The sequence below is a fragment of the Thiomonas bhubaneswarensis genome (assembly GCF_001418255.1).
In the GTDB taxonomy this organism is placed as follows: Bacteria; Pseudomonadota; Gammaproteobacteria; order Burkholderiales; family Burkholderiaceae_C; genus Thiomonas; species Thiomonas bhubaneswarensis.
Window position 1 is genome coordinate 59,894 of the sequence record NZ_LIPV01000004.1, and the last position, 18,915, is coordinate 78,808.

General features: G+C 64.9%; 17 protein-coding genes. 14 read left to right on the top strand and 3 right to left on the bottom strand.

From position 1 onward, the window contains the following. The first annotated feature begins 15 nt into the window (after positions 1–15). From ASC45_RS06345 to cysM, 4 genes are read left to right on the top strand one after another with little or no spacing between them, the layout of a single operon-like run. Positions 16–864 (top strand): uroporphyrinogen-III synthase, encoded by an 849-nt coding sequence (locus ASC45_RS06345; protein WP_055450205.1) that lies wholly within the window; start codon positions 16–18, stop codon positions 862–864. Further along, on the top strand, positions 861–1,988 hold the full coding sequence (locus tag ASC45_RS06350) for a uroporphyrinogen-III C-methyltransferase (RefSeq protein ID WP_055450206.1): 1,128 nt from the start codon (positions 861–863) through the stop codon (positions 1,986–1,988). The genes ASC45_RS06345 and ASC45_RS06350 overlap by 4 nt, the downstream gene beginning before the upstream one ends. Further along, positions 1,988–3,211, top strand: coding sequence for a heme biosynthesis protein HemY (locus ASC45_RS06355; protein WP_055450207.1), 1,224 nt, complete (start codon positions 1,988–1,990; stop codon positions 3,209–3,211). The genes ASC45_RS06350 and ASC45_RS06355 overlap by 1 nt, the downstream gene beginning before the upstream one ends. A 41-nt stretch (positions 3,212–3,252) precedes the next feature. After that, positions 3,253–4,155, top strand: coding sequence for a cysteine synthase CysM (cysM, locus tag ASC45_RS06360; protein ID WP_055450208.1), 903 nt, complete (start codon positions 3,253–3,255; stop codon positions 4,153–4,155). 7 nt (positions 4,156–4,162) lie between these two features. Here the strand turns inward: cysM and ASC45_RS15685 are convergent, their stop codons facing one another. Then, positions 4,163–4,336, bottom strand: coding sequence for a hypothetical protein (locus ASC45_RS15685; RefSeq protein ID WP_156346979.1), 174 nt, complete (start codon positions 4,334–4,336; stop codon positions 4,163–4,165). A gap of 110 nt (positions 4,337–4,446) precedes the next feature. Further along, the gene (locus tag ASC45_RS06365; RefSeq protein ID WP_055450209.1) at positions 4,447–4,851 is read right to left on the bottom strand and encodes a MerR family transcriptional regulator; all 405 of its coding nucleotides are present in this window, start codon (positions 4,849–4,851) and stop codon (positions 4,447–4,449) included. A 101-nt stretch (positions 4,852–4,952) separates the two neighbouring features. On the opposite strand from ASC45_RS06365, the gene ASC45_RS06370 reads away from it, so the two are divergent. Then, positions 4,953–5,639: a cation efflux transmembrane domain-containing protein gene (locus tag ASC45_RS06370; RefSeq protein WP_055450210.1), complete on the top strand. Its 687-nt coding sequence runs from the start codon at positions 4,953–4,955 to the stop codon at positions 5,637–5,639. A 103-nt stretch (positions 5,640–5,742) separates the two neighbouring features. Here the strand turns inward: ASC45_RS06370 and ASC45_RS06375 are convergent, their stop codons facing one another. Beyond that, positions 5,743–6,348 (bottom strand): hypothetical protein, encoded by a 606-nt coding sequence (locus ASC45_RS06375; RefSeq protein WP_055450211.1) that lies wholly within the window; start codon positions 6,346–6,348, stop codon positions 5,743–5,745. Between the two features lie 52 nt (positions 6,349–6,400). Here ASC45_RS06375 and ASC45_RS15470 point away from each other — a divergent pair, with 52 nt between their 5' ends. The 9 genes from ASC45_RS15470 (at position 6,401) to ASC45_RS06420 (ending at position 18,885) form a co-directional block, all read left to right on the top strand. Then, positions 6,401–6,823, top strand: coding sequence for a hypothetical protein (locus ASC45_RS15470; RefSeq protein ID WP_082454287.1), 423 nt, complete (start codon positions 6,401–6,403; stop codon positions 6,821–6,823). Between the two features lie 193 nt (positions 6,824–7,016). Beyond that, positions 7,017–9,869, top strand: coding sequence for a 2-oxoglutarate dehydrogenase E1 component (locus tag ASC45_RS06385; RefSeq protein WP_055450212.1), 2,853 nt, complete (start codon positions 7,017–7,019; stop codon positions 9,867–9,869). Between the two features lie 115 nt (positions 9,870–9,984). Continuing rightward, positions 9,985–11,286 carry a 2-oxoglutarate dehydrogenase complex dihydrolipoyllysine-residue succinyltransferase gene (odhB, locus tag ASC45_RS06390; protein WP_055450213.1) on the top strand — a complete coding sequence of 434 codons (1,302 nt, stop codon included), beginning with the start codon at positions 9,985–9,987 and terminating at the stop codon, positions 11,284–11,286. 84 nt (positions 11,287–11,370) lie between these two features. Further along, complete coding sequence (gene lpdA, locus ASC45_RS06395) at positions 11,371–12,804, top strand: dihydrolipoyl dehydrogenase (protein WP_055450214.1); 1,434 nt, start codon at positions 11,371–11,373, stop codon at positions 12,802–12,804. A gap of 21 nt (positions 12,805–12,825) precedes the next feature. Continuing rightward, positions 12,826–13,923, top strand: a complete 1,098-nt coding sequence (zapE, locus tag ASC45_RS06400) for a cell division protein ZapE (RefSeq protein ID WP_055450215.1) — start codon at positions 12,826–12,828, stop codon at positions 13,921–13,923. 8 nt (positions 13,924–13,931) lie between these two features. After that, positions 13,932–14,654, top strand: coding sequence for a hypothetical protein (locus tag ASC45_RS06405; protein ID WP_245609972.1), 723 nt, complete (start codon positions 13,932–13,934; stop codon positions 14,652–14,654). Between the two features lie 235 nt (positions 14,655–14,889). Further along, complete coding sequence (locus tag ASC45_RS06410) at positions 14,890–16,272, top strand: mechanosensitive ion channel family protein (RefSeq protein ID WP_082454289.1); 1,383 nt, start codon at positions 14,890–14,892, stop codon at positions 16,270–16,272. 60 nt (positions 16,273–16,332) lie between these two features. Next, positions 16,333–17,976, top strand: coding sequence for an acyl-CoA synthetase (locus tag ASC45_RS06415; protein WP_055450216.1), 1,644 nt, complete (start codon positions 16,333–16,335; stop codon positions 17,974–17,976). Between the two features lie 159 nt (positions 17,977–18,135). Then, positions 18,136–18,885 (top strand): electron transfer flavoprotein subunit beta/FixA family protein, encoded by a 750-nt coding sequence (locus tag ASC45_RS06420; RefSeq protein WP_055450217.1) that lies wholly within the window; start codon positions 18,136–18,138, stop codon positions 18,883–18,885. Positions 18,886–18,915: the final 30 nt, after the last annotated feature.

Below are 18,915 nucleotides of genomic sequence, written 5' to 3' on the forward strand. Positions count from 1 at the left end.
GCTGGCACATCGCCCATGCTCGACACCACGCTGATCTACACCCGCGTGCCTTCGCACTCGGGGTCGGCGACGCAAGACCTGGCCGCAGCGGGGGTGCAGGTGCTGCACTTTCCCCTGCAGCACATCGGCCCGCCCGCGGATCTGGCGCGATTTCATGCCGCGCTGGCGGCGTTGCCGCAAGCCGATCTGGCCATTCCGGTCAGCCCCACCGCGGTGGCGGCCGTATTTGCGGCGCTGCCGGGCGTCTGGCCCGCGCGCTGCGCCATCGGCCTGGTCGGCGAGGGCAGTCTGGGCGCCGCAAGGCGGGCGCTGGCCGCGCAGCCCGATGACGCACCCTGGCCTCGGCTGATTGCGCCACAGCTGGTCGAATCGGCCGGTACGGAGAGCGATTCGGAGGCGTTGTGGGAAGCGCTCCAACTGGCGTTTCCGCCGGGCCAGGTGACCACCTTTCCCTGGGCTGGGCGACACGTCATCATCTTCCGCGGTGGAAACGGGCGCGACCTGCTGCAGTACAAGCTCGAAGCGGCGGGCGCCAAGGTCAAGGTGGTCGAGGCCTACAGCCGTCTGGCGCCCGAGTACGACGACCACACTGCCGAACTCCTGCGCAAGGCACTGGGCAGTGGCGGCTGGTGGCTGTTCTCGTCGTCCGAGGCCGTGGGCAATCTGCAAGGTTTGCTCCGGCAGGCCGGGCTCGACGCGGCCGTTCTGCGTCAACAACGGGCGCTGGCGATTCATGCCCGCATCGCCCAGGCGCTCAGAGATGCTGGCTTCGGCCGCGTGGAACTGACCCGAGCAACGCCCGAGGCTCTCATCTACGCGCTGCAGCGGCTGGAGGCCCCAAGCCCTCCTAGAATGCCAACATGATCGAGTCCACCCCCCCTCCCGAGGCCGAGCCTTCCTCGGCGGCGCACACGGCGCTCGTCGAGCATGCGACGCCCGCGTCGGCTCGCCCGGCCGATCCGGTTTCAACTTCGGCTTCAGGCCTGCCCGGCGCGCGCTGGGTGTGGCCGGTGCTCGTGCTTATCGCGGTGGCGCTCGTCGCCATGGCGTGGTGGTTGAACAGTCGGCTGTACGCCACCCAGTCCGAGATCGCGCAGCGCCTGCGTGCGGCAACGACCGATGCCATCGAGGCCAAGACGCTCACCAAGCAGGCCAGCGATACGGTGCGCGATCTGACCGCGCGGATCGCGGTTCTCGAATCGCGCCAGCAGGATTTCGCCGCGCAGCGCCAGGCCCTGGAAACGCTGTACGAAGATTTCGCCAAGAGCCGCGATCAGGCGCGTCTGTCCGAAACCGGTCAGCTCATCGCCCTGGCGCAGCAGCAGGCGCAGCTGGTCGGCAACGTCCAGCCCTTGATCGCCACGCTGCAAAGCGCCGACGTGCGGTTGGCGCGTTCACCCAATCCCAAGGCCCAGATCCTGCGGCGTGCGGTGCAGGCCGATCTGACGAGGCTGCGCAGCGCCGTCACCCCGGACATCGCCGCCGCGGCGCACAAGCTCAACGATCTGGCCGCGCTGGTCGATGATCTGCGCCTCGTGTCCTCGGCGGCGCCCGTGGGTCAGACGGGTCAGCCGCACCAGCCGCCTGCGGACACAGCGTCGGCAGCGGGGCCGAGCTGGGCGCCCTGGCTGGGTGCGTGGTTCGAGCGCTTCCGCGCCTCGCTGGTGCAGTTGTTCGGCATCACCCGCGTCGATTCGCGCGATGCGCTGCTAGCGTCTCCGGAGCAGGGCGAATTTCTGCGCGAGAACCTCAAGCTGCGCATCCTCAACGCCAGGCTCGATCTGCTTTCGCGCAACGCCGTGGCCTATCGCAGCGACATGCGGGGCATCGACGAGGCGTTGAAGACCTATTTCGACCGGCGTCAGCCACGCATGGTGCAGGCCCTGTCGCTGGCCCGTCAGGCTTCGCAACTCGATCTTGCGGTCAATCCTGCGGCCAACCTCGAGTCCCTGGCCGTGCTTTCCACGCTGGACAGCGGGACACCCTGATGCGCTGGCTCTTCTGGGTCTTGATCCTGGCCGCGGCCGCGGTGCTGCTGGCCTTGGGCACCACGCTCAACACCGGCAATGTGGCGGTGCTGCTGCCGCCTTGGCGACTGGACATTTCGCTGAACTTCGCCGTCCTGCTGCTGCTGCTCGGATTCATCGTCTTCCATCTCATTTTGCGCGGACTGGCGCTGTTGCTGGGCATGCCCCGCGCGGCAGCCGAGTTCCGTGCCCGCAGACGGTTGCGGCTGGCGGCGCAAGCTCTGCACAACGGCATGTTCGATTATTTCGGCGGCAGGTTCCGTCGCGCCGAGCGCGCCGCGCAACGCGCCGCCGAGTTCGAGGATTTTGCCGGGGCGGCCCTGATGACCGCAGCGCAGTCGGCCCAGCAGCTTCAGGCCTACGATCGGCGCGATGCCTACCTGGCCCAGTTGCCACCGCAGGCGCAGGATGCGGCGGCCCTGCTACGGGCGCAATGGCTGCTCGACGCCAAGCAGCCACGCGAGGCGATGGCGCAGTTGCGCGCCTTGCCCGCCGGGGTGCAAAGGCGTACGCATGCACTGCGTATCGAACTCCAGGCCGCGCGCAAGATCTCCGATCACAAGGCCGTGTTGCGGCTTGCGCGCACCCTGCTCAAACATGGCGCGCTGCATCCCGCGGCGGCGCAGGCCATGCTGCATACCGCGGCTACCGGCCTGCTACGTCAGGCCGGCGATGACCCCGAGGTCTTGCGCAGCACCTGGAATCAGCTCAGCGCACAGGAGCGCAACGACCCGGCTCTGGTAGTGGCTGCCGCGCGCGGCTTTGCGGCTTCCGGTGAGCCCGCCGAGGCGCGGGCCCTGCTCATCGTGGCGCTGAATCGGCCCCAGGCCGAGCCCGGGCTGTTCATGCCGACGCTGCGGGGCATGCTGTCGGGCATCGATGCAGGCTTTGTTTCCCAGACCGAACAATGGCTGGGCCGCTGGCCACAGGAGGCACAGGCGTATTTTCTGGCTGGAGCGGCCTGCGCAGAACTTCAGCTCTGGGGCAAGGCGCAGCAGCATCTGCAAAAGGCCATTCAGGCTTGCGGCGATGACGAGCACCGGCTGCGCGGCCAGATTCATGCCGCGCTCGCCCACTTGCTCGAAGGCATCGAGCGCGAAGACCAGGCACAGCGCCATTGGCGCGAGGCGGCACTCGACCTCTCCGCGCTCGACATGCCAGGCCGATCTGCCGACCGCGAGTAAGCTCCGCTGCAGCGGGGTCGCCCATTCATCAGGAGAGTTTCATGCACTACCTCACCATTGACGAGGTGATCGGCAACACGCCCTTGGTGAAGTTGCAGCGTGTGCCCGGCGCCGACCTGGCCCGGCGCGGCAACGTGATCCTCGGCAAGCTCGAAGGCAACAATCCCGCGGGGTCGGTGAAAGACCGCGCGGCGATGTCCATGATCCGCCGCGCACAGGAGCGCGGCACCATCAAGCCCGGCGACACCCTGATCGAAGCCACCTCGGGCAATACCGGCATCGCCCTGGCGATGGCCGCAGCCATTCTGGGCTACCGCATGGTGCTCATCATGCCCGAAGACCTCAGCATCGAGCGTGCGCAGACCATGAAGGCGTTCGGCGCCGAACTGCTGCTCACTCCCAAGAGCGGCGGCATGGAGTACGCCCGCGATCTGGCCGAACAGATGCAGCGCGACGGCAAGGGGCTGGTGCTCGACCAGTTCGCCAACCCCGACAACCCGCGCATCCATTTCGAGACCACGGGCCCGGAAATCTGGCGCGATACCGAGGGGCGCATCACCCATTTCGTCAGCGCCATGGGCACCACCGGCACCATCACCGGGGTGTCGAGTTTTCTCAAGGAGCAGAACGCGGCAATTCAGATCGTCGGCGCCCAGCCGGAGGAGGGCTCGCGCATCCCCGGCATACGCAAATGGCCGCAGGAATACCTGCCCAAAATCTACGAGCCCGAGCGGGTCGACCGACTCGAATATGTAAGCCAGACTGCCGCGGAAAATATGGCGCGCAGACTCGCCCGCGAAGAGGGCCTGTTCTGCGGCATCAGCGCCGCGGGTGCCTGCGAAGTGGCGTTGCGCATCGCCCGCGAGGTAGAGAACGCCACCATCGTGTTCGTGGTGTGCGACCGCGGCGATCGCTACCTCAGCACGGGCGTCTTTCCGGCCTGATCGTGGTTCATCCCGAATGCGCCGGTGCGCTCGCCGTGCTCGGCGGAACCTGCGCCACGCTTTGATGCGGCACCTGATAGGCCCCGGCTGCGAAGACATGGCTGTAACCGATGTCAAAACCGATGGCCAGACAGATGGCAAGCAGTGCCCCGAGGCCTGCGATATAGAGTTTCGTTCCCATGATGAATGAACCTCGTTGAAGAATCTGTGCATTCGCACGGACTTATGCATTCAACATAGGCGCTCGACCTGGTGGTGCAAGGTCGGTTCACCATCGGTCACAGTCGATACCTATGGATTCCGAAGATCGTCCAGAATGCCGCATGCCGAGACGGTACGACCACGGCCGGGCTGGGAGATGCACTGCTGCCTGAGCGCGCGCAGTTGCTGCTCAAGTGCCAGCAGATGATCGATGCGTTGGCGCACCATGGCGATCTGAGACTCGATCAGTCGGTCAACCTCACCACAATCGGCTTGGGGTTGGGCCGCGCAATTCAGCAGGCGGGCGATGTCTGACAGGCCGATGCCCAAAAGCCGACACCGCCGAATGAAGCGCAGACGCTGCAGCTGCGAGGGTCCGTAATTGCGGTAGCCGTTGTTCAAGCGCGCGGGGGCTGGCAGCAACCCGACCTTTTCATAATGACGCACGGTATCGACCGCGGTCTGGGCCTGTCGGGCCAATTCACTGATCTGCATGGCTGTGCTGGGGAGATAACCGTAATCAGTGTATGTAGGTCTTGACCCTGGAGCGGCTCCAGGGTTTGTCATGTGGTCTTGCTCACGACAAGGAAAACGCAATGCCCGGCTGCTGTCATGACGATCACTGCGGCTCCACCGCCAGCGGGACGCAGGATCGTTCCTCCCACCCGGCCTGGCGGCGGGTGCTGTGGATGGCGCTGTGCGTCAATGCCGCCATGTTTGGCGTCGAGGTGTGGGGCGGGCTGCAGGCGCATTCGGCGTCACTGCTGGCCGATGCGCTCGACTTCGCCGCCGACGCCGCCAACTACGGCCTGTCGCTGGCGGTGCTGGGCATGGCGCTGCACTGGCGCTCGCGTGCGGCGTGGTTCAAAGGCGCTTCGCTGCTGGCGTTTGGCGTGTTCGTGCTGGCGCGCGCGCTGTGGGCTGTGTGGGCGGGGCAGCAGCCGCAGGCCATGACCATGGGCGCCATTGCCGTGGCTGCGATGCTGGCCAACGGCCTCGTCGCAGCGTTGCTTTACGCGTGGCGCGATGGAGACGCCAATATGCACTCGGTCTGGCTCTGCACCCGCAACGACGTGCTCGGCAACGTCGCCGTGCTGCTCGCCGCCGTGGGCGTGTTCGGCACCGGCACGCGCTGGCCCGATCTGGCTGTCGCTGTATTTATGGCCGCACTCGGCATTAGCGCCGGTTGGAAGGTGATGCGCCTGTCGCGGGTGGAATTGGGCGGGCAGGCTGCACAGATTCGCCCTGCAAACGCCATTGAACCTCCGAGCAGCCGCGGGTGATGTCAATTGGGGCGAGGTCTTTGAAGTTGTCGCGTTGGCAAAAGGCCTCGCACACCGCTGGTCCGTCCGACAGGCACACGGACTGCGGCGTGCGTTCCGGTCATCAGGGCTTGACCTCGACCAGCCACATCGAACTCGTCGGGTTGTTGATGGCGGTCTGAGCCGACCACATCGGATTGACCGTGGTGCCGGCGTTCGGCACGGTCTGCCACGCATCCGCGCCGCTGTTGGAGTTCAGTGAGTTGTTGCCGATGTCCAGACGGGTCCATCCTCCAGGCGCGTAATAGTCGTTGGTCGGATCGGCCTGCGACCCGGTGAAATCGGCCGGACCCCAGAACGACACCACCAGACTGTTGGGCCCCGTCGTTGTCAGCGGGGATGCGCTGTCGTTGGCTTTGGTATTGCTGTAGGTCACACTGCCCAGCGAACTTGCGCCCGAGAGCACGACGACGAACAGGGTGGCTTCATTGGTCTCGTACGTCGGAGTCTTGATCAGGCTCCAGGTCTGTCCGGCGCCTCCCTTGCAGTTGATGCAGGCATAGAGATAGCTACCAGCGCCCACGCCGGCATAGGTTTGTGCGCCGCCGATGCGGGTGTAGGTGTTGCCCATGTTGTCGGTGAGACCGGAGAGAGTGCCGGTGTTTTGCGTGAGCACCTGCACCAGAATGATCGAGCCCGACGCCGGTGTGTTGACCGCTGGCGTGGTCATCGGAGATGAACCCAATCCGGCAACGTCCACTTTCAGCGTATGAGCCGCAACGGTGACGACGCCGACCGTAGGCGTCGTTGTCGGGGTGGTCGGTGAAGTGGTTGAGGTCGAAGGTGCGGTCGACGTCGTCGGAGATGTCGAGGTCGATGTCGTAGTGGAGGTCGTCGGCGATGTCGTGGGCGAGGTCGAGGTCGAGGTCGAGGTCGAGGTCGAGGTCGTAGTGGAGGTCGAAGGTGCGGTCGAAGTCGTGGGCGAGGTCGTGGGCGAAATCGAAGATACGGTTGGAGCCGTCTGCGCAGGCGGCGTCGTTCCGCTGGAGCCGCCACCGCAGCCAGTCAGCGCCATGGGGCAAATCAGCATGGCGGTCAGCAGGCGGCGAACGGCCATGGGAAGGGATGGGGCTGTCATGACTTGTTTCCTTTTCGAAGGGGCGCTGCGATCCCCGAATGATGACCTGTTCTCGATGATGTTGTAAACGGTTGTGATAGCGCTGAGCCACCTGCTTCGGGGATGTAACGTCTTGACGCCATGGTTTTGCGTTGCATCAAATCCGCTGCTAGAGTGTTGTCAGGCCCTTCTAAAGCCGCAATCCGCCAATCGGGCAGCCCGAGCCGCGGAAGGATGTTTTCCCACTGAGCGCCGGGGTACCCGGCAGACTGTGAGCGCGTATGTTGATGCAGAAATTCAAAGCCAATTCCTATCTCTTTGGCGGCAATGCCCCCTATGTCGAAGAGATGTACGAGAGCTATCTCGCCAATCCTGGCTCGGTTCCCGACCACTGGCGCGAGTACTTCGACGCTCTCCAGCATGTGCCCGCGCTCGATGGCAGCAATGCCCGCGATGTGCCGCATGCCCCGGTGGTGTCGGCCTTTGCCGAGCGCGCCAAATCAGGCCCCATTCGCACCCTGCAGGCCGTCGCCGATGGTGAACTGGCACGCAAGCGCGTCGCCGCGCAACAACTCATCGCCGCCTACCGAAATGTGGGAGTGCGCTGGGCGGATCTCGATCCCCTCAAGCGCACCGAACGTCCCAACATCCCCGATCTGGAGCCGTCTTTCTACGGCTTCACCGACGCCGATCTGGAAACGGTGTTCAACGTCAGCAATACCTTTTTCGACCGCGAGAACCTGTCGCTGCGCGAGTTGCTCAACAACCTGCGCGAAACCTACTGCGGTTATATCGGCGCCGAGTTCATGTACATCAGCGATCAGGATCAGAAGCGCTGGTGGCAGCAGCGGCTGGAGTCCACGCGCACCCGGCCCGATGTCGATGCCGAGGCCAAGAAGCAACTGCTCGAACGCCTGACCGCTGCCGAAGGGCTGGAGCGTTATCTGGCGACCAAGTACGTCGGCCAGAAGCGGTTTTCGCTCGAAGGCGGAGAGAGCTTCATCGTCGCCATGGACACCCTGGTGCAGCGGGCTGGTCAACTCGGCGTGCAGGAAGTCGTGATCGGCATGGCGCACCGCGGTCGGCTCAATGTGCTGGTCAATACCCTGGGCAAGCGTCCCCAGGACCTGTTCGACGAGTTCGAGGGCAAGCATGCCGATGACCTTCCGTCGGGCGATGTGAAGTATCACCAAGGCTTTTCGAGCGACGTGTCCACGCCGGGCGGCCCGGTTCACCTCAGCCTGGCGTTCAACCCCTCGCATCTGGAAATCGTCAATCCGGTGATCGAAGGCTCCACCCGAGCGCGGCTCGACCGCCGTGGCGACGCTCTGGGTGAAACCGTCGTTCCCGTGCTGGTTCACGGCGATGCGTCGTTCGCGGGGCAGGGTGTGGTGATGGAAACCCTGGCGCTGGCGCAAACCCGCGGCTACACCACCGGGGGCACGGTGCACATCGTCATCAACAATCAGATCGGCTTCACCACCTCCGACCCGCGCGATGCGCGCTCAACCCTGTACTGCACCGATGTGGCGAAAATGATCGAGGCGCCCATCCTGCACGTCAACGGCGACGACCCGGAGAGCGTGGCCTTCGCCACCAGTCTGGCGCTCGACTACCGCAAGCAGTTTCATCACGACGTGGTGGTGGACATCGTGTGTTTCCGCAAGTTGGGCCACAACGAGCAGGACACCCCGGCCGTCACCCAGCCTCTGATGTACAAGAAGATCGCCGCCCACCCCGGCACGCGCAAGGTCTATGCCGACCGCCTGGTCAGCCAGGGCGTGATCGCCGCTGAAGATGCCGAGCAGATGGTGCATGCCTTCCGCGCCGAGATGGAGTCGGGCATCAGCCTGGAGCCGGTGCTCACGAATTACAAGAGCAAGTACGCGGTCGACTGGACGCCCTACCTCAACCGCCGCTGGACCGACAGTGCCGACACCGCCCTGCCGATGACCGAGCTCAAGCGGCTGGCCGAGCGCATCACCACGGTGCCCGAGAACTTCAAGCTGCATCCCCTGGTGGAGAAGGTCATCGCCGACCGCGCCAAGATGGGTCGCGGCGAGCTGCCGCTGGACTGGGGCATGGGCGAGCACATGGCCTTCGCTTCGCTGGTGGCCAACGGCTTTCCGGTGCGGCTGTCGGGCGAAGACAGCGGCCGTGGCACGTTCAGCCATCGCCACGCCGTGCTGCACGACCAGAGCCGTGAGAAGTGGGATGTCGGCACCTACATTCCGCTGCAGAACGTGGCAGAGGGCCAGGCACCTTTCACCGTCATCGACTCCATCCTGTCGGAGGAAGCGGTGCTCGGTTTCGAGTACGGCTACGCCACCGCCGACCCTCGCACCCTGGTGATCTGGGAAGCCCAGTTCGGTGACTTCGCCAACGGCGCGCAGGTGCTCATCGACCAGTTCATCTCGGCCGGTGAAGTGAAGTGGGGCCGTGCCTGCGGCCTCACGCTGATGCTGCCGCACGGATACGAAGGGCAGGGGCCCGAGCACTCTTCCGCGCGCCTGGAGCGTTACCTGCAGCTTTGCGCCGAGACCAATATGCAGGTGTGTCAGCCGACCAATCCGTCGCAGATCTTCCACCTGCTGCGTCGCCAGATGCTGCGGCCGTTCCGCAAGCCCCTGGTCATCATGACGCCCAAGAGCCTGCTGCGGCATCCGCATGCCAAGTCGCCGCTGTCCGATCTGGCCAATGGTCGCTTCGAGGTGGTGCTGCCCGAGGCCGAAGCGCTCGACGCCAGCAAGGTCAAGCGCATCGTCGCCTGTTCGGGGCGGGTGTATTACGACCTGCTGGCCGCGCGTACCGAGCGCAAGATCGACGATGTGGCCATCGTCAGGCTCGAGCAGCTCTACCCCTTCCCGCACAAGGCGTTTGCGGCCGAGGTCAAGCGCTATCCCCATGCACGCGACATCGTGTGGTGCCAGGACGAGCCTCAGAACCAGGGCGCCTGGTTCTTCGTGCAGCACCATATTCACGAAAACATGATCGAGGGGCAGAAGCTCGGCTACGCCGGTCGTCCCGCCTCGGCTTCGACGGCCGTGGGCTACTACGCCAAACATGCCGAGCAGCTCAAGGATCTGCTCTCGGCCGCGTTCGGCAAGCTCAAGGGCTATGTGCTGACCCGCTGACCAACGAAGGGGTGCCGCCATCTCGGGTCACCCGGCACTTCATCGACACCTTCCAACTACCGTTCACAGGCAGCGACGGCAAGCGACCGCGCTGCAAATCTCATCGGACTCCATCATGGCGCTGATCGACATCAAAGTTCCCCAACTCTCCGAATCTGTGGCTGAAGCCACCTTGCTGTCCTGGAAGAAAAAGCCCGGCGAGGCCGTGGCGCAGGATGAAATCGTCATTGAAATCGAGACCGACAAGGTCGTGCTCGAAGTGCCGGCACCGGCCGCCGGGGTGATGGCCCAGATCGTGAAGAACGACGGCGAAGCCGTGACCAGCGACGAGGTGATCGCCAAGATCGATACCGAAGCCAAACCCCAGACCAGCCCGCTGCCCGTCGCTGCTGCGACCCCGCCAAGCGCTGCGCCCGCAGCGGCGACCTCTGGCTCTGCTGGTGCCGCCGCCATGCCGGCCGCGGCGAAGATCATGGCCGAGCAGGGCGTGAACCCGGCCGATGTGGAAGGCACCGGGCGCGGTGGCCGCATCACCAAGGCCGATGCGCTCGCGGCCGCGGCTGCGCCCAAGTCACCCGCCCCGCCCGCGGCGCCTGCCGTGCCCGCAGCATCGGCCACCCCGACCACCAAGCCAGCCGCTTCGGCATCGATGCCCTCGCTCACCATTCCTGCGCTGCAGTCCGTGGACGCCGATCTCGACTTGGCCGCCTACACCGACCGGCCCGAGCAGCGCGTGCCGATGAGCCGACTGCGCGCGCGCATCGCCGAGAGGTTGCTGCAGTCGCAGGCGACCAATGCCATTCTCACCACCTTCAACGAAGTGAACATGAAGCCGGTGATCGACCTGCGCAACCTCTACAAGGACAGGTTCGAGAAGCAGCACGGCGTCAAACTCGGCTTCATGAGCTTTTTCGTCCGCGCAGCGGTGCATGCCCTGCGCAAATTCCCGCTGCTCAATGCCTCGATCGACGGCAACGACATCGTCTATCACGGCTACTTTGACATCGGCATCGCCGTGGGCAGCCCGCGCGGACTGGTCGTGCCGATTCTGCGCAATGCCGATCAGATGAGTTTTGCCGACATCGAGAAGGCCATTGCCGATTTCGGCGTCAAGGCGCGTGACGGCAAGCTCAGCATCGAGGAGCTGACCGGTGGCACCTTCTCCATCAGCAACGGCGGGGTGTTCGGCTCCATGCTGTCCACGCCCATCATCAACCCGCCGCAATCGGCCATTCTGGGCATTCATGCGACCAAGGACCGACCGGTGGTCGAAAACGGCGAGATCGTGATTCGTCCGATGAACTACCTGGCGCTGAGCTACGACCACCGGCTGATCGACGGCCGCGAGGCGGTGCTGGGCCTGGTGGCGATGAAGGAGGCGCTGGAAGACCCGGCGCGCCTGCTGCTCGACCTGTGACCCAGCGTCTGGCGGTCAACACTCAAGATTTCATCCGACTTTTTCGCGCGGGCGCATGGCACCACGCGCAGCGAGGACTTCATCATGGCTTCGGTTTTTGATCTCATCGTCATCGGCGCAGGCCCCGGGGGTTATGTGGCCGCCATCCGTGCGGCCCAACTGGGTATGAAGGTGGCCTGTGTCGACGCCTGGCGCAACGCTCAGGGCGGCCCGGCCCCCGGCGGCACCTGCACCAACGTGGGCTGCATTCCGTCCAAGGCGCTGTTGCAGTCCAGTGAGCATTTCGAGCAGGCGGGGCACGACTTCGCCGCGCACGGCATCGGCGTCGAGGGCCTGTCGATCGACGTCCCCACCATGCAGCAGCGCAAGGCCCTGGTCGTCAAGCAGAACAACGAGGGCATCCTCTACCTCTTCAAGAAGAACAAGGTCACCTTCTTCCATGGCACCGCCACGCTCACCGGCGGCGATGCCGATGCCGGCTGGCAGGTCAACGTCAGCGGCGGTGAAGCCGGGCAGGCGATCGCTAGTCGGCAGATCATCATCGCCACCGGCTCGGTGCCGCGCAGTCTGCCTGGGCTGGAGTTCGACGAGCAGCGCGTGCTCTCCAACGATGGCGCGCTGTCCATCGACGCCGTGCCCAAGACCCTGGGCGTGATCGGTGCCGGGGTGATCGGTCTGGAGATGGGCAGCGTATGGCGCAGGCTCGGTGCCCAGGTCACGCTGCTGGAGGCTATGCCCGATTTTCTCGCCGCGGCCGATGCGCAGGTGGCCAAGGAGGCGCTCAAGCAATTCACTAGACAGGGTCTGGCCATCCATCTGGGGGCCAGGATCACCGCGACCAAGGTGCTGAAAAACGGCGTTTCTATCGACTGGACCGACGCCAAGGGCGTGGCGCAGACGCTCAAGGTCGATCGGCTCATCGTTTCGGTGGGTCGCAAGCCGAACACCGAGAGTCTCGGCGCCGAAGCCGTGGGGCTGAAGCTGGACGAGCGTGGTTTCATCGAGGTCGATGGCGACTGTCGCACCAATCTGCCGGGCATCTGGGCCGTGGGCGACGTGGTGCGCGGCCCCATGCTGGCGCACAAGGCCGAGGAAGAGGGCGTCGCCGTGGCCGAACGCATCGCCGGGCAGAAACCGCATGTCGATTTCAACACGGTGCCCTGGGTCATTTACACCTCACCCGAAATCGCCTGGGTCGGGCAGACTGAAGCGCAACTCAAGGCCGCCGGGCGCGCCTGCAAGGTCGGCAGCTTTCCCTTCATGGCCAATGGCCGCGCCCGCGCGCTCGGCGACACCACCGGCTTTGTCAAAATGCTCGCCGATGCACAGACCGATGAAATCCTCGGGGTGCATATCATCGGCCCGATGGCCTCGGAACTGATCGCCGAGGCCGCCGTGGCGATGGAATTCAAGGCTGCAAGCGAAGACATTGCGCGCATCTGCCACGCCCACCCCACGCTGTCGGAGAGTCTCAAGGAGGCTGCGCTGGGCGTTGCCGGTCGCACGCTGAATTTCTGAGTGAGTCCGCCCCCGTCCAGCATGAACGTCACCGAGTATTTCGAGCAATCCCTGGCCGAACGCGGCTTTATTGCCGACGAGGCGCAGCGCGCCGGAGTCGCCCGGCTGCAGCAGTGCTACGACGAGTGGGTGGCCTACAAATCGCGACGTTCCAACGCCATTCGACGCGCGCTCATCCACCCGGAACTGCCGCGCGGCGTCTATCTGTATGGCGGCGTGGGCCGCGGCAAGTCGATGTTGATGGACGCCTTCTTCGTCACCCTGCCGCTGCTGCGCAAGACGCGACTGCACTTCCATGAGTTCATGCGCGAGGTGCAGCGCGAGATGGCGGCGCTGCAAGGCACGGTGGACCCGCTGACCGAGCTTTCGCGCCGCATCGCGCGGCGTTTTCGGCTCATCTGCTTCGACGAGTTCCACATCAGCGATGTGACCGATGCGATGATTCTGCATCGCCTGCTCGAAGGTCTGTTCGACAATGGCGTGCAACTGGTGGCGACCTCCAACTTCCATCCCGACGACTTGTATCCCGATGGCCTGCACCGCGACCGCATTCTTCCCGCCATCGAACTCATCAAGCAGAAAATGGACGTGATCAAGATCGATGCCGGTGTGGACTACCGCCACAAGGCCCTTCGGGAGATCGATCTCTACATCACCCCTCTCGGAGACGAGGCCCAGAGTCGCATGGCGCAGGCGTTCGAGCGCATGGCCTCGAGCGCCGAGGAAGACCCGGTGCTGACCATCGAGGGCCGCGAAATCCAGGCGCTGCAGCGCGCGGGTGGCGTGGTCTGGTTCAGTTTTCACGAGATCTGCGAAACCCCGCGCTCGCAGAACGACTACCTCGAAATCGCCAGCCGCTTTCATACCGTGCTGGTTTCCGACGTGCCGCAGATGACCGAGGACATGGCCAGCGCCGCACGCCGCTTCACCCTCTTGGTGGACGTGCTGTACGACCGGCGCATCAAGCTCATTCTCTCGGCGGCCGTGCCGCCCGAGCAGCTCTACGTGCATGGCCCGCTGGACTATGAATTCACGCGCACCGTGTCGCGGCTGAACGAAATGCAGAGTGCCGAATACTTGCGCGAGGGACGCAGGCAAGGCGAGGTCTCGCTGGTATGAACATGCGCATGCACCGCAGAATCGCGGCAGCCGCGGGCTGCGCAGTGCTGTGGATGGCATTGGCCAACCTGGGCACAACGTCGGCCAACGCCGCCACCGCGCAACCGACGCCCGAGCAGGATGCAGCCCGGCGCGCAGCGCTGCAAGACCAGCGGGCCCGTGTACTGGCGCAATACACCGAGAAACGCGGCGAATGTCTGAAGCGATTCTTCGTCAACGACTGCCTCGACGCAGCGCGCAAGCAGGAGCGCGCCGCACTCGCGCCCATCGACCAGGAACTGCAGGACATCGCCATGCGTGGCCGTCTTCGCGCCGCCGAAGAGGAGCTCCGTCGGGTGCAGGCCAACATCGCCGATGCGCAGGCCGGGCAGCCCGATCGCGCGACCCTGGAGCGCCAGAGCGCGCAGCGCGAGGCCGATCTCGCACAGCGAGAACGGCAGGCAGCCGAGCATGCGGCCCAAGCCGCAGCGCAGTCGCCTGTTGCCAGACCTGCAAAGCCGCCGTCGCCGGAGCCTTCCCCGCCAACCCGCCTGTTTCCTGCTCCGGCTTCGCCCCAGGCGGCCAATCCGGCGCAGAGCGCAGCCGAAGCCGCGCGCGCCCGAGCCGAGTTCGAGGCCAAGCAAAAGGCCTATGTGCAAAAGCAGGCCGAACAGGCGCGGCAGCTGGCCGAAAAGCCTGCGGCGCCGCCTTTGCCGGTTCCGCCGGCAAGCGCTTCACCGACTTCGCGCTGAAGCGCGGCAGCCGGTGCCAAGGAGCCTGTCGGACTTGAGGATCGCGGGCTGCAAAATGGTCCTTCGGCGCCCTGCGGCAGCGGCTTTTTGCCCCACAGCTACGGCTATGGGGCTGCAAATCCGCCGCCACATGGCATCCGCATGCCCATTTTTCGCTTTCCGCGCCCCAAGCCCGACAGGCTCCTAGCGGGGTAGCGGCGGGCTACCATGCCCGCCTGTTCATCCCCACAAGCACATGTTGATCGAATCTCCCCTCATCGAAGCGTTCCAGCGTCAGACACCGGAACAGTTGCGACTGCAACTGGGCCTGCTGCTCGGCATCGTGGCGTTTGGCGCCTTGTTCGGCACGGCGCTCGAAAAGCAGATCCGCAATCTGCCGACCTGGAAGGAAGCGTTTCGCGCGAGTTGGCGTTACGGGCTGGGGTTCCCGTTCGTGGCGCTGGTCGCTTTGGTTCTGGTGCGGCATGGCTCGCCGGTGCTGCTCAAACTGCCCTTGCTCAAGCTGGCCTTGCCGGTACTGGCGGTGCTGCTGCTCGTGCGGCTGGCCAACTCCGTGTCGCGGCATCGGTTTTCGGGTGATGGCGGTATCCGCTATCTGGTGCGCCTTGTCAGCATCGGCCTCTGGGTGACACTGGCCCTGCATCTGGCCGGCGTGTTGCCGGAAATCCGTGAAGCGCTCGACGCCCTTTCGATCACGCTGGGCAAGCAGCGACTGTCGGGCTGGACCCTGCTCAAGGGCGTGGCCTCCATCGCCGTGACGCTGCTGCTGGCGCTGTGGATTTCCTCCATTCTGGAAGCGCGGCTGATGCGTTCGCCGCTGGATGCCAGCCTGCGCCTGGTCTTCACCCGGCTGATTCGCTCGGTGGTGCTACTGATCGCCATTCTCACGGCGCTGCAACTGGTCGGCATCGATCTGACCGTGTTGAGCGTCTTCGGTGGCGCTCTCGGCGTGGGCTTGGGGCTGGGTCTGCAGAAAATTGCCGCGAACTACGTATCGGGCTTTGTCATCCTTCTCGAGCGCAGTCTGCGCGTGGGCGACAACGTGCGAGTGGAGACGTTTCAGGGCCAGATCATCGACATCAAGACCCGCTACACGCTTGTGCGCAGCGCGGGGGGGACGGATTCCATCGTTCCCAACGAGATGCTGATCGCCAACCGCATCGAAAACCTCTCCTACAACGACCCCAATGTCTGGCTTTCGACCACCGTCGGGGTGTCGTACGACACCGATATCGAACAGGCGCTGGCGCTGATCAAGGAAGCGGTACTGTCGGTGCCCCGCGTGCTGCACAGCCCGGGGCCGAGCGCCGTGCTCGACAGCTTCGGCGACAGCGCGCTCAACATCACCGCAGGCTTCTGGATCGCCGACCCCGAAAACGGCACGCTGGGCGTGCGCGGCCAGGTCAATCTGGCGATCTGGCACACCCTCAAGCAGCACGGCATCGACATTCCCTTCCCGCAGCGTGTGGTGCAATGGGCCGAGGGGCACAAACCGCAGATCGCGCTTCCGGATCAGGACCGCCAGGAGAGGGCCGTTGATCAACAGGGCAAGACGACGAGTCCGCCTCGTTCGCGCGCGCCGAGCGAAGCATCTGCCGCGCCCGACAGCGGCGACTGAGCGCAAGTGCGTCGTAAGCCGGGGACGGCACCATGCGGACAGGACCACAGGAGACACCCCATGCAAGACGCCGATCTGGTTCCCAACGCGGCCAATCATGCCCCGCTCACGCCGTTGCTGTTTCTCGATCGGGCGGCGGATGTGTACCCCGAGCGCCTCGCCGTGCATCACGGCAGTCTGCGCCGCAACTGGCGTGACACTCGCATCCGGTGCCGCCAATTGGCCAGCGCTCTGACACGCCGCGGGCTGCAGCGGGGCGAAGTGGTGGCCGTGATGTTGCCCAACGTGCCCGCGATGGTGGAAGCTCACTTCGGCGTGCCCATGGCCGGGCTGGTGCTCAATACGCTCAACACCCGCCTGGACGCGGAGTCGCTGGGCTACATGTTGTCCTACGGCGGCGCTAGGGCGGTGCTGGTCGACCCGGAGGTGGGCGCGGTAATGCGCGAGGCGATCGCCATCGCCGTGGACCAGGGGCTGCCGCATCCCTTGGTCGTGGATGTGCCCGATCCCGAGTTCGTGCCGCACGGCCAGGGCATCGGCAGTATGGACTACGAGACCCTGCTTGCCGAAGGTGACGCGACCGATGCACTGCCCGACGTGTCCGACGAGTGGGACTCGATTGCGCTGAACTACACCTCGGGCACCACGGGCCGGCCCAAGGGCGTGGTGTATTCCCACCGCGGTGCCTATGCGAACGCCGTGTCCAACATTCTCGAATGGGATATGCCCAAGCATCCGGTTTATTTGTGGACACTGCCGATGTTTCACTGCAATGGCTGGTGCTTTCCCTGGACGGTCGCGGCGCGTGCGGGTGTGAACGTCTGCCTGCGCAAGGTGGAGGCGGCGGCCATCTTCGACCGGATTCGCGGCGCCAGCGTCACCCACTACTGCGGCGCACCCATCGTCCACGGGCTGCTGGTCAACGCACCGGCGGAACTGAAGACAGGCATCGGCCACACCGTGCGTGCCATGGTGGCCGGCGCGGCGCCCCCTGCGGCGCTGATCGAAGGTCTGGAGGCGATGGGTTTTGACCTGACGCACGTCTACGGCCTCACCGAGGTCTACGGTCCGGCCACGGCCTGCGCCAAGCAGGCCGACTGGGAGACACTGCCGCTGCCCGAACGCGCCAGGCTCAACGCCCGCCAGGGCGTGCGTTACCACCTGCAAAACGCTGCGACCGTACGTGATCGGGCGACGCTGGAGGAGGTGCCGCACGACGGCGAGACCATGGGCGAGATCATGTTCCGCGGCAACATCATGATGAAAGGTTACCTGGGCGACGCCGAGGCCACCGCTCAAGCCTTCGCCGGTGGCTGGTTCCACACCGGCGATTTGGCCGTGGTGGACCCGGACGGCTACATCAAGATCAAGGATCGCAGCAAGGACATCATCATCTCCGGCGGGGAGAACATCTCCAGCATCGAGGTGGAGGACGTGCTGTACCGCCATCCGGCCGTCATGCTGGCCGCCGTGGTGGCCATGCCCGACCCCAAATGGGGCGAGACACCTTGCGCCTTCATCGAGCTCAAGGCAGGCGCCACGACGACTGCCGAGGACATCACCGCGTTTTGTAAACAGCATCTTGCCGGATTCAAGGTGCCACGGAAGGTGGTGTTCGTCGAGTTGCCGAAGACATCCACTGGCAAAATCCAGAAGTTCGCACTACGTCAGCAGGCGCGCTCCCGCGAGGCGATCGATCGCTGATTTGGCACCCCGCGGCGATACGGGGTTTGGGCTTGATCGCCCCGACCCCAAGTCGCTACACTGCAAAAAAGAACGGTCGTTCGAATTTTTGACGGCGCTGGCCGGGCAGGTGCAGCGCCCAGGCCATATGGGCCCGAACATCCATCACAGGAGCACAGCATGAAGGTATTGGTCGCGGTCAAGCGCGTGGTCGATTACAACGTCAAGATTCGGGTCAAGTCCGACGGCAGCGGGGTCGATAACGCTGGCGTGAAAATGAGCATGAACCCTTTTGACGAAATCGCGGTGGAAGAGGCTGTGCGCCTCAAGGAGCACGGCAAGGTCGCAGAAATCGTTGCGGTGAGCTGCGGTGTCGCGGCCTGCGGCGAGACGCTGCGCACCGCCATGGCGATTGGCGCAGACCGTGCCGTGCTGGTCGAGACCGAGGCCGAGCTTCAACCCTTGGCGGTGGCCAAGCTACTCAAGGCCGTGGTCGAGAAAGAGGGCGTTCAACTGGTCATCATGGGCAAGCAGGCCATCGATGACGACGCCAATCAGACCGGGCAGATGCTGGCCGCACTGCTGGGCTGGTCGCAGGCCACCTTTGCCTCCAAGGTCGAGATCGACGACACCCAGGCCAAGGTCACGCGCGAGGTGGACGGCGGGCTGGAGACGATTGCGGTCAAGCTGCCCGCGGTCATCACCACCGATCTGCGCCTGAACGAGCCCCGCTACGTCACCCTGCCCAACATCATGAAGGCGAAGAAAAAGCCGCTCGATACCCTCAAGCCCGAGGAACTGGGTGTGGACGTAAGCCCGCGGCTCAAGACGCTGAAAGTCGCCGAGCCGCCCAAGCGCGGTGCTGGCGTGAAGGTGCCCGACGTGGCCACGCTGGTCGCCCGCCTGAAAACCGAAGCCAAGGTCATCTGAACCGCAGACCCTAACATTCAAGGACAATGC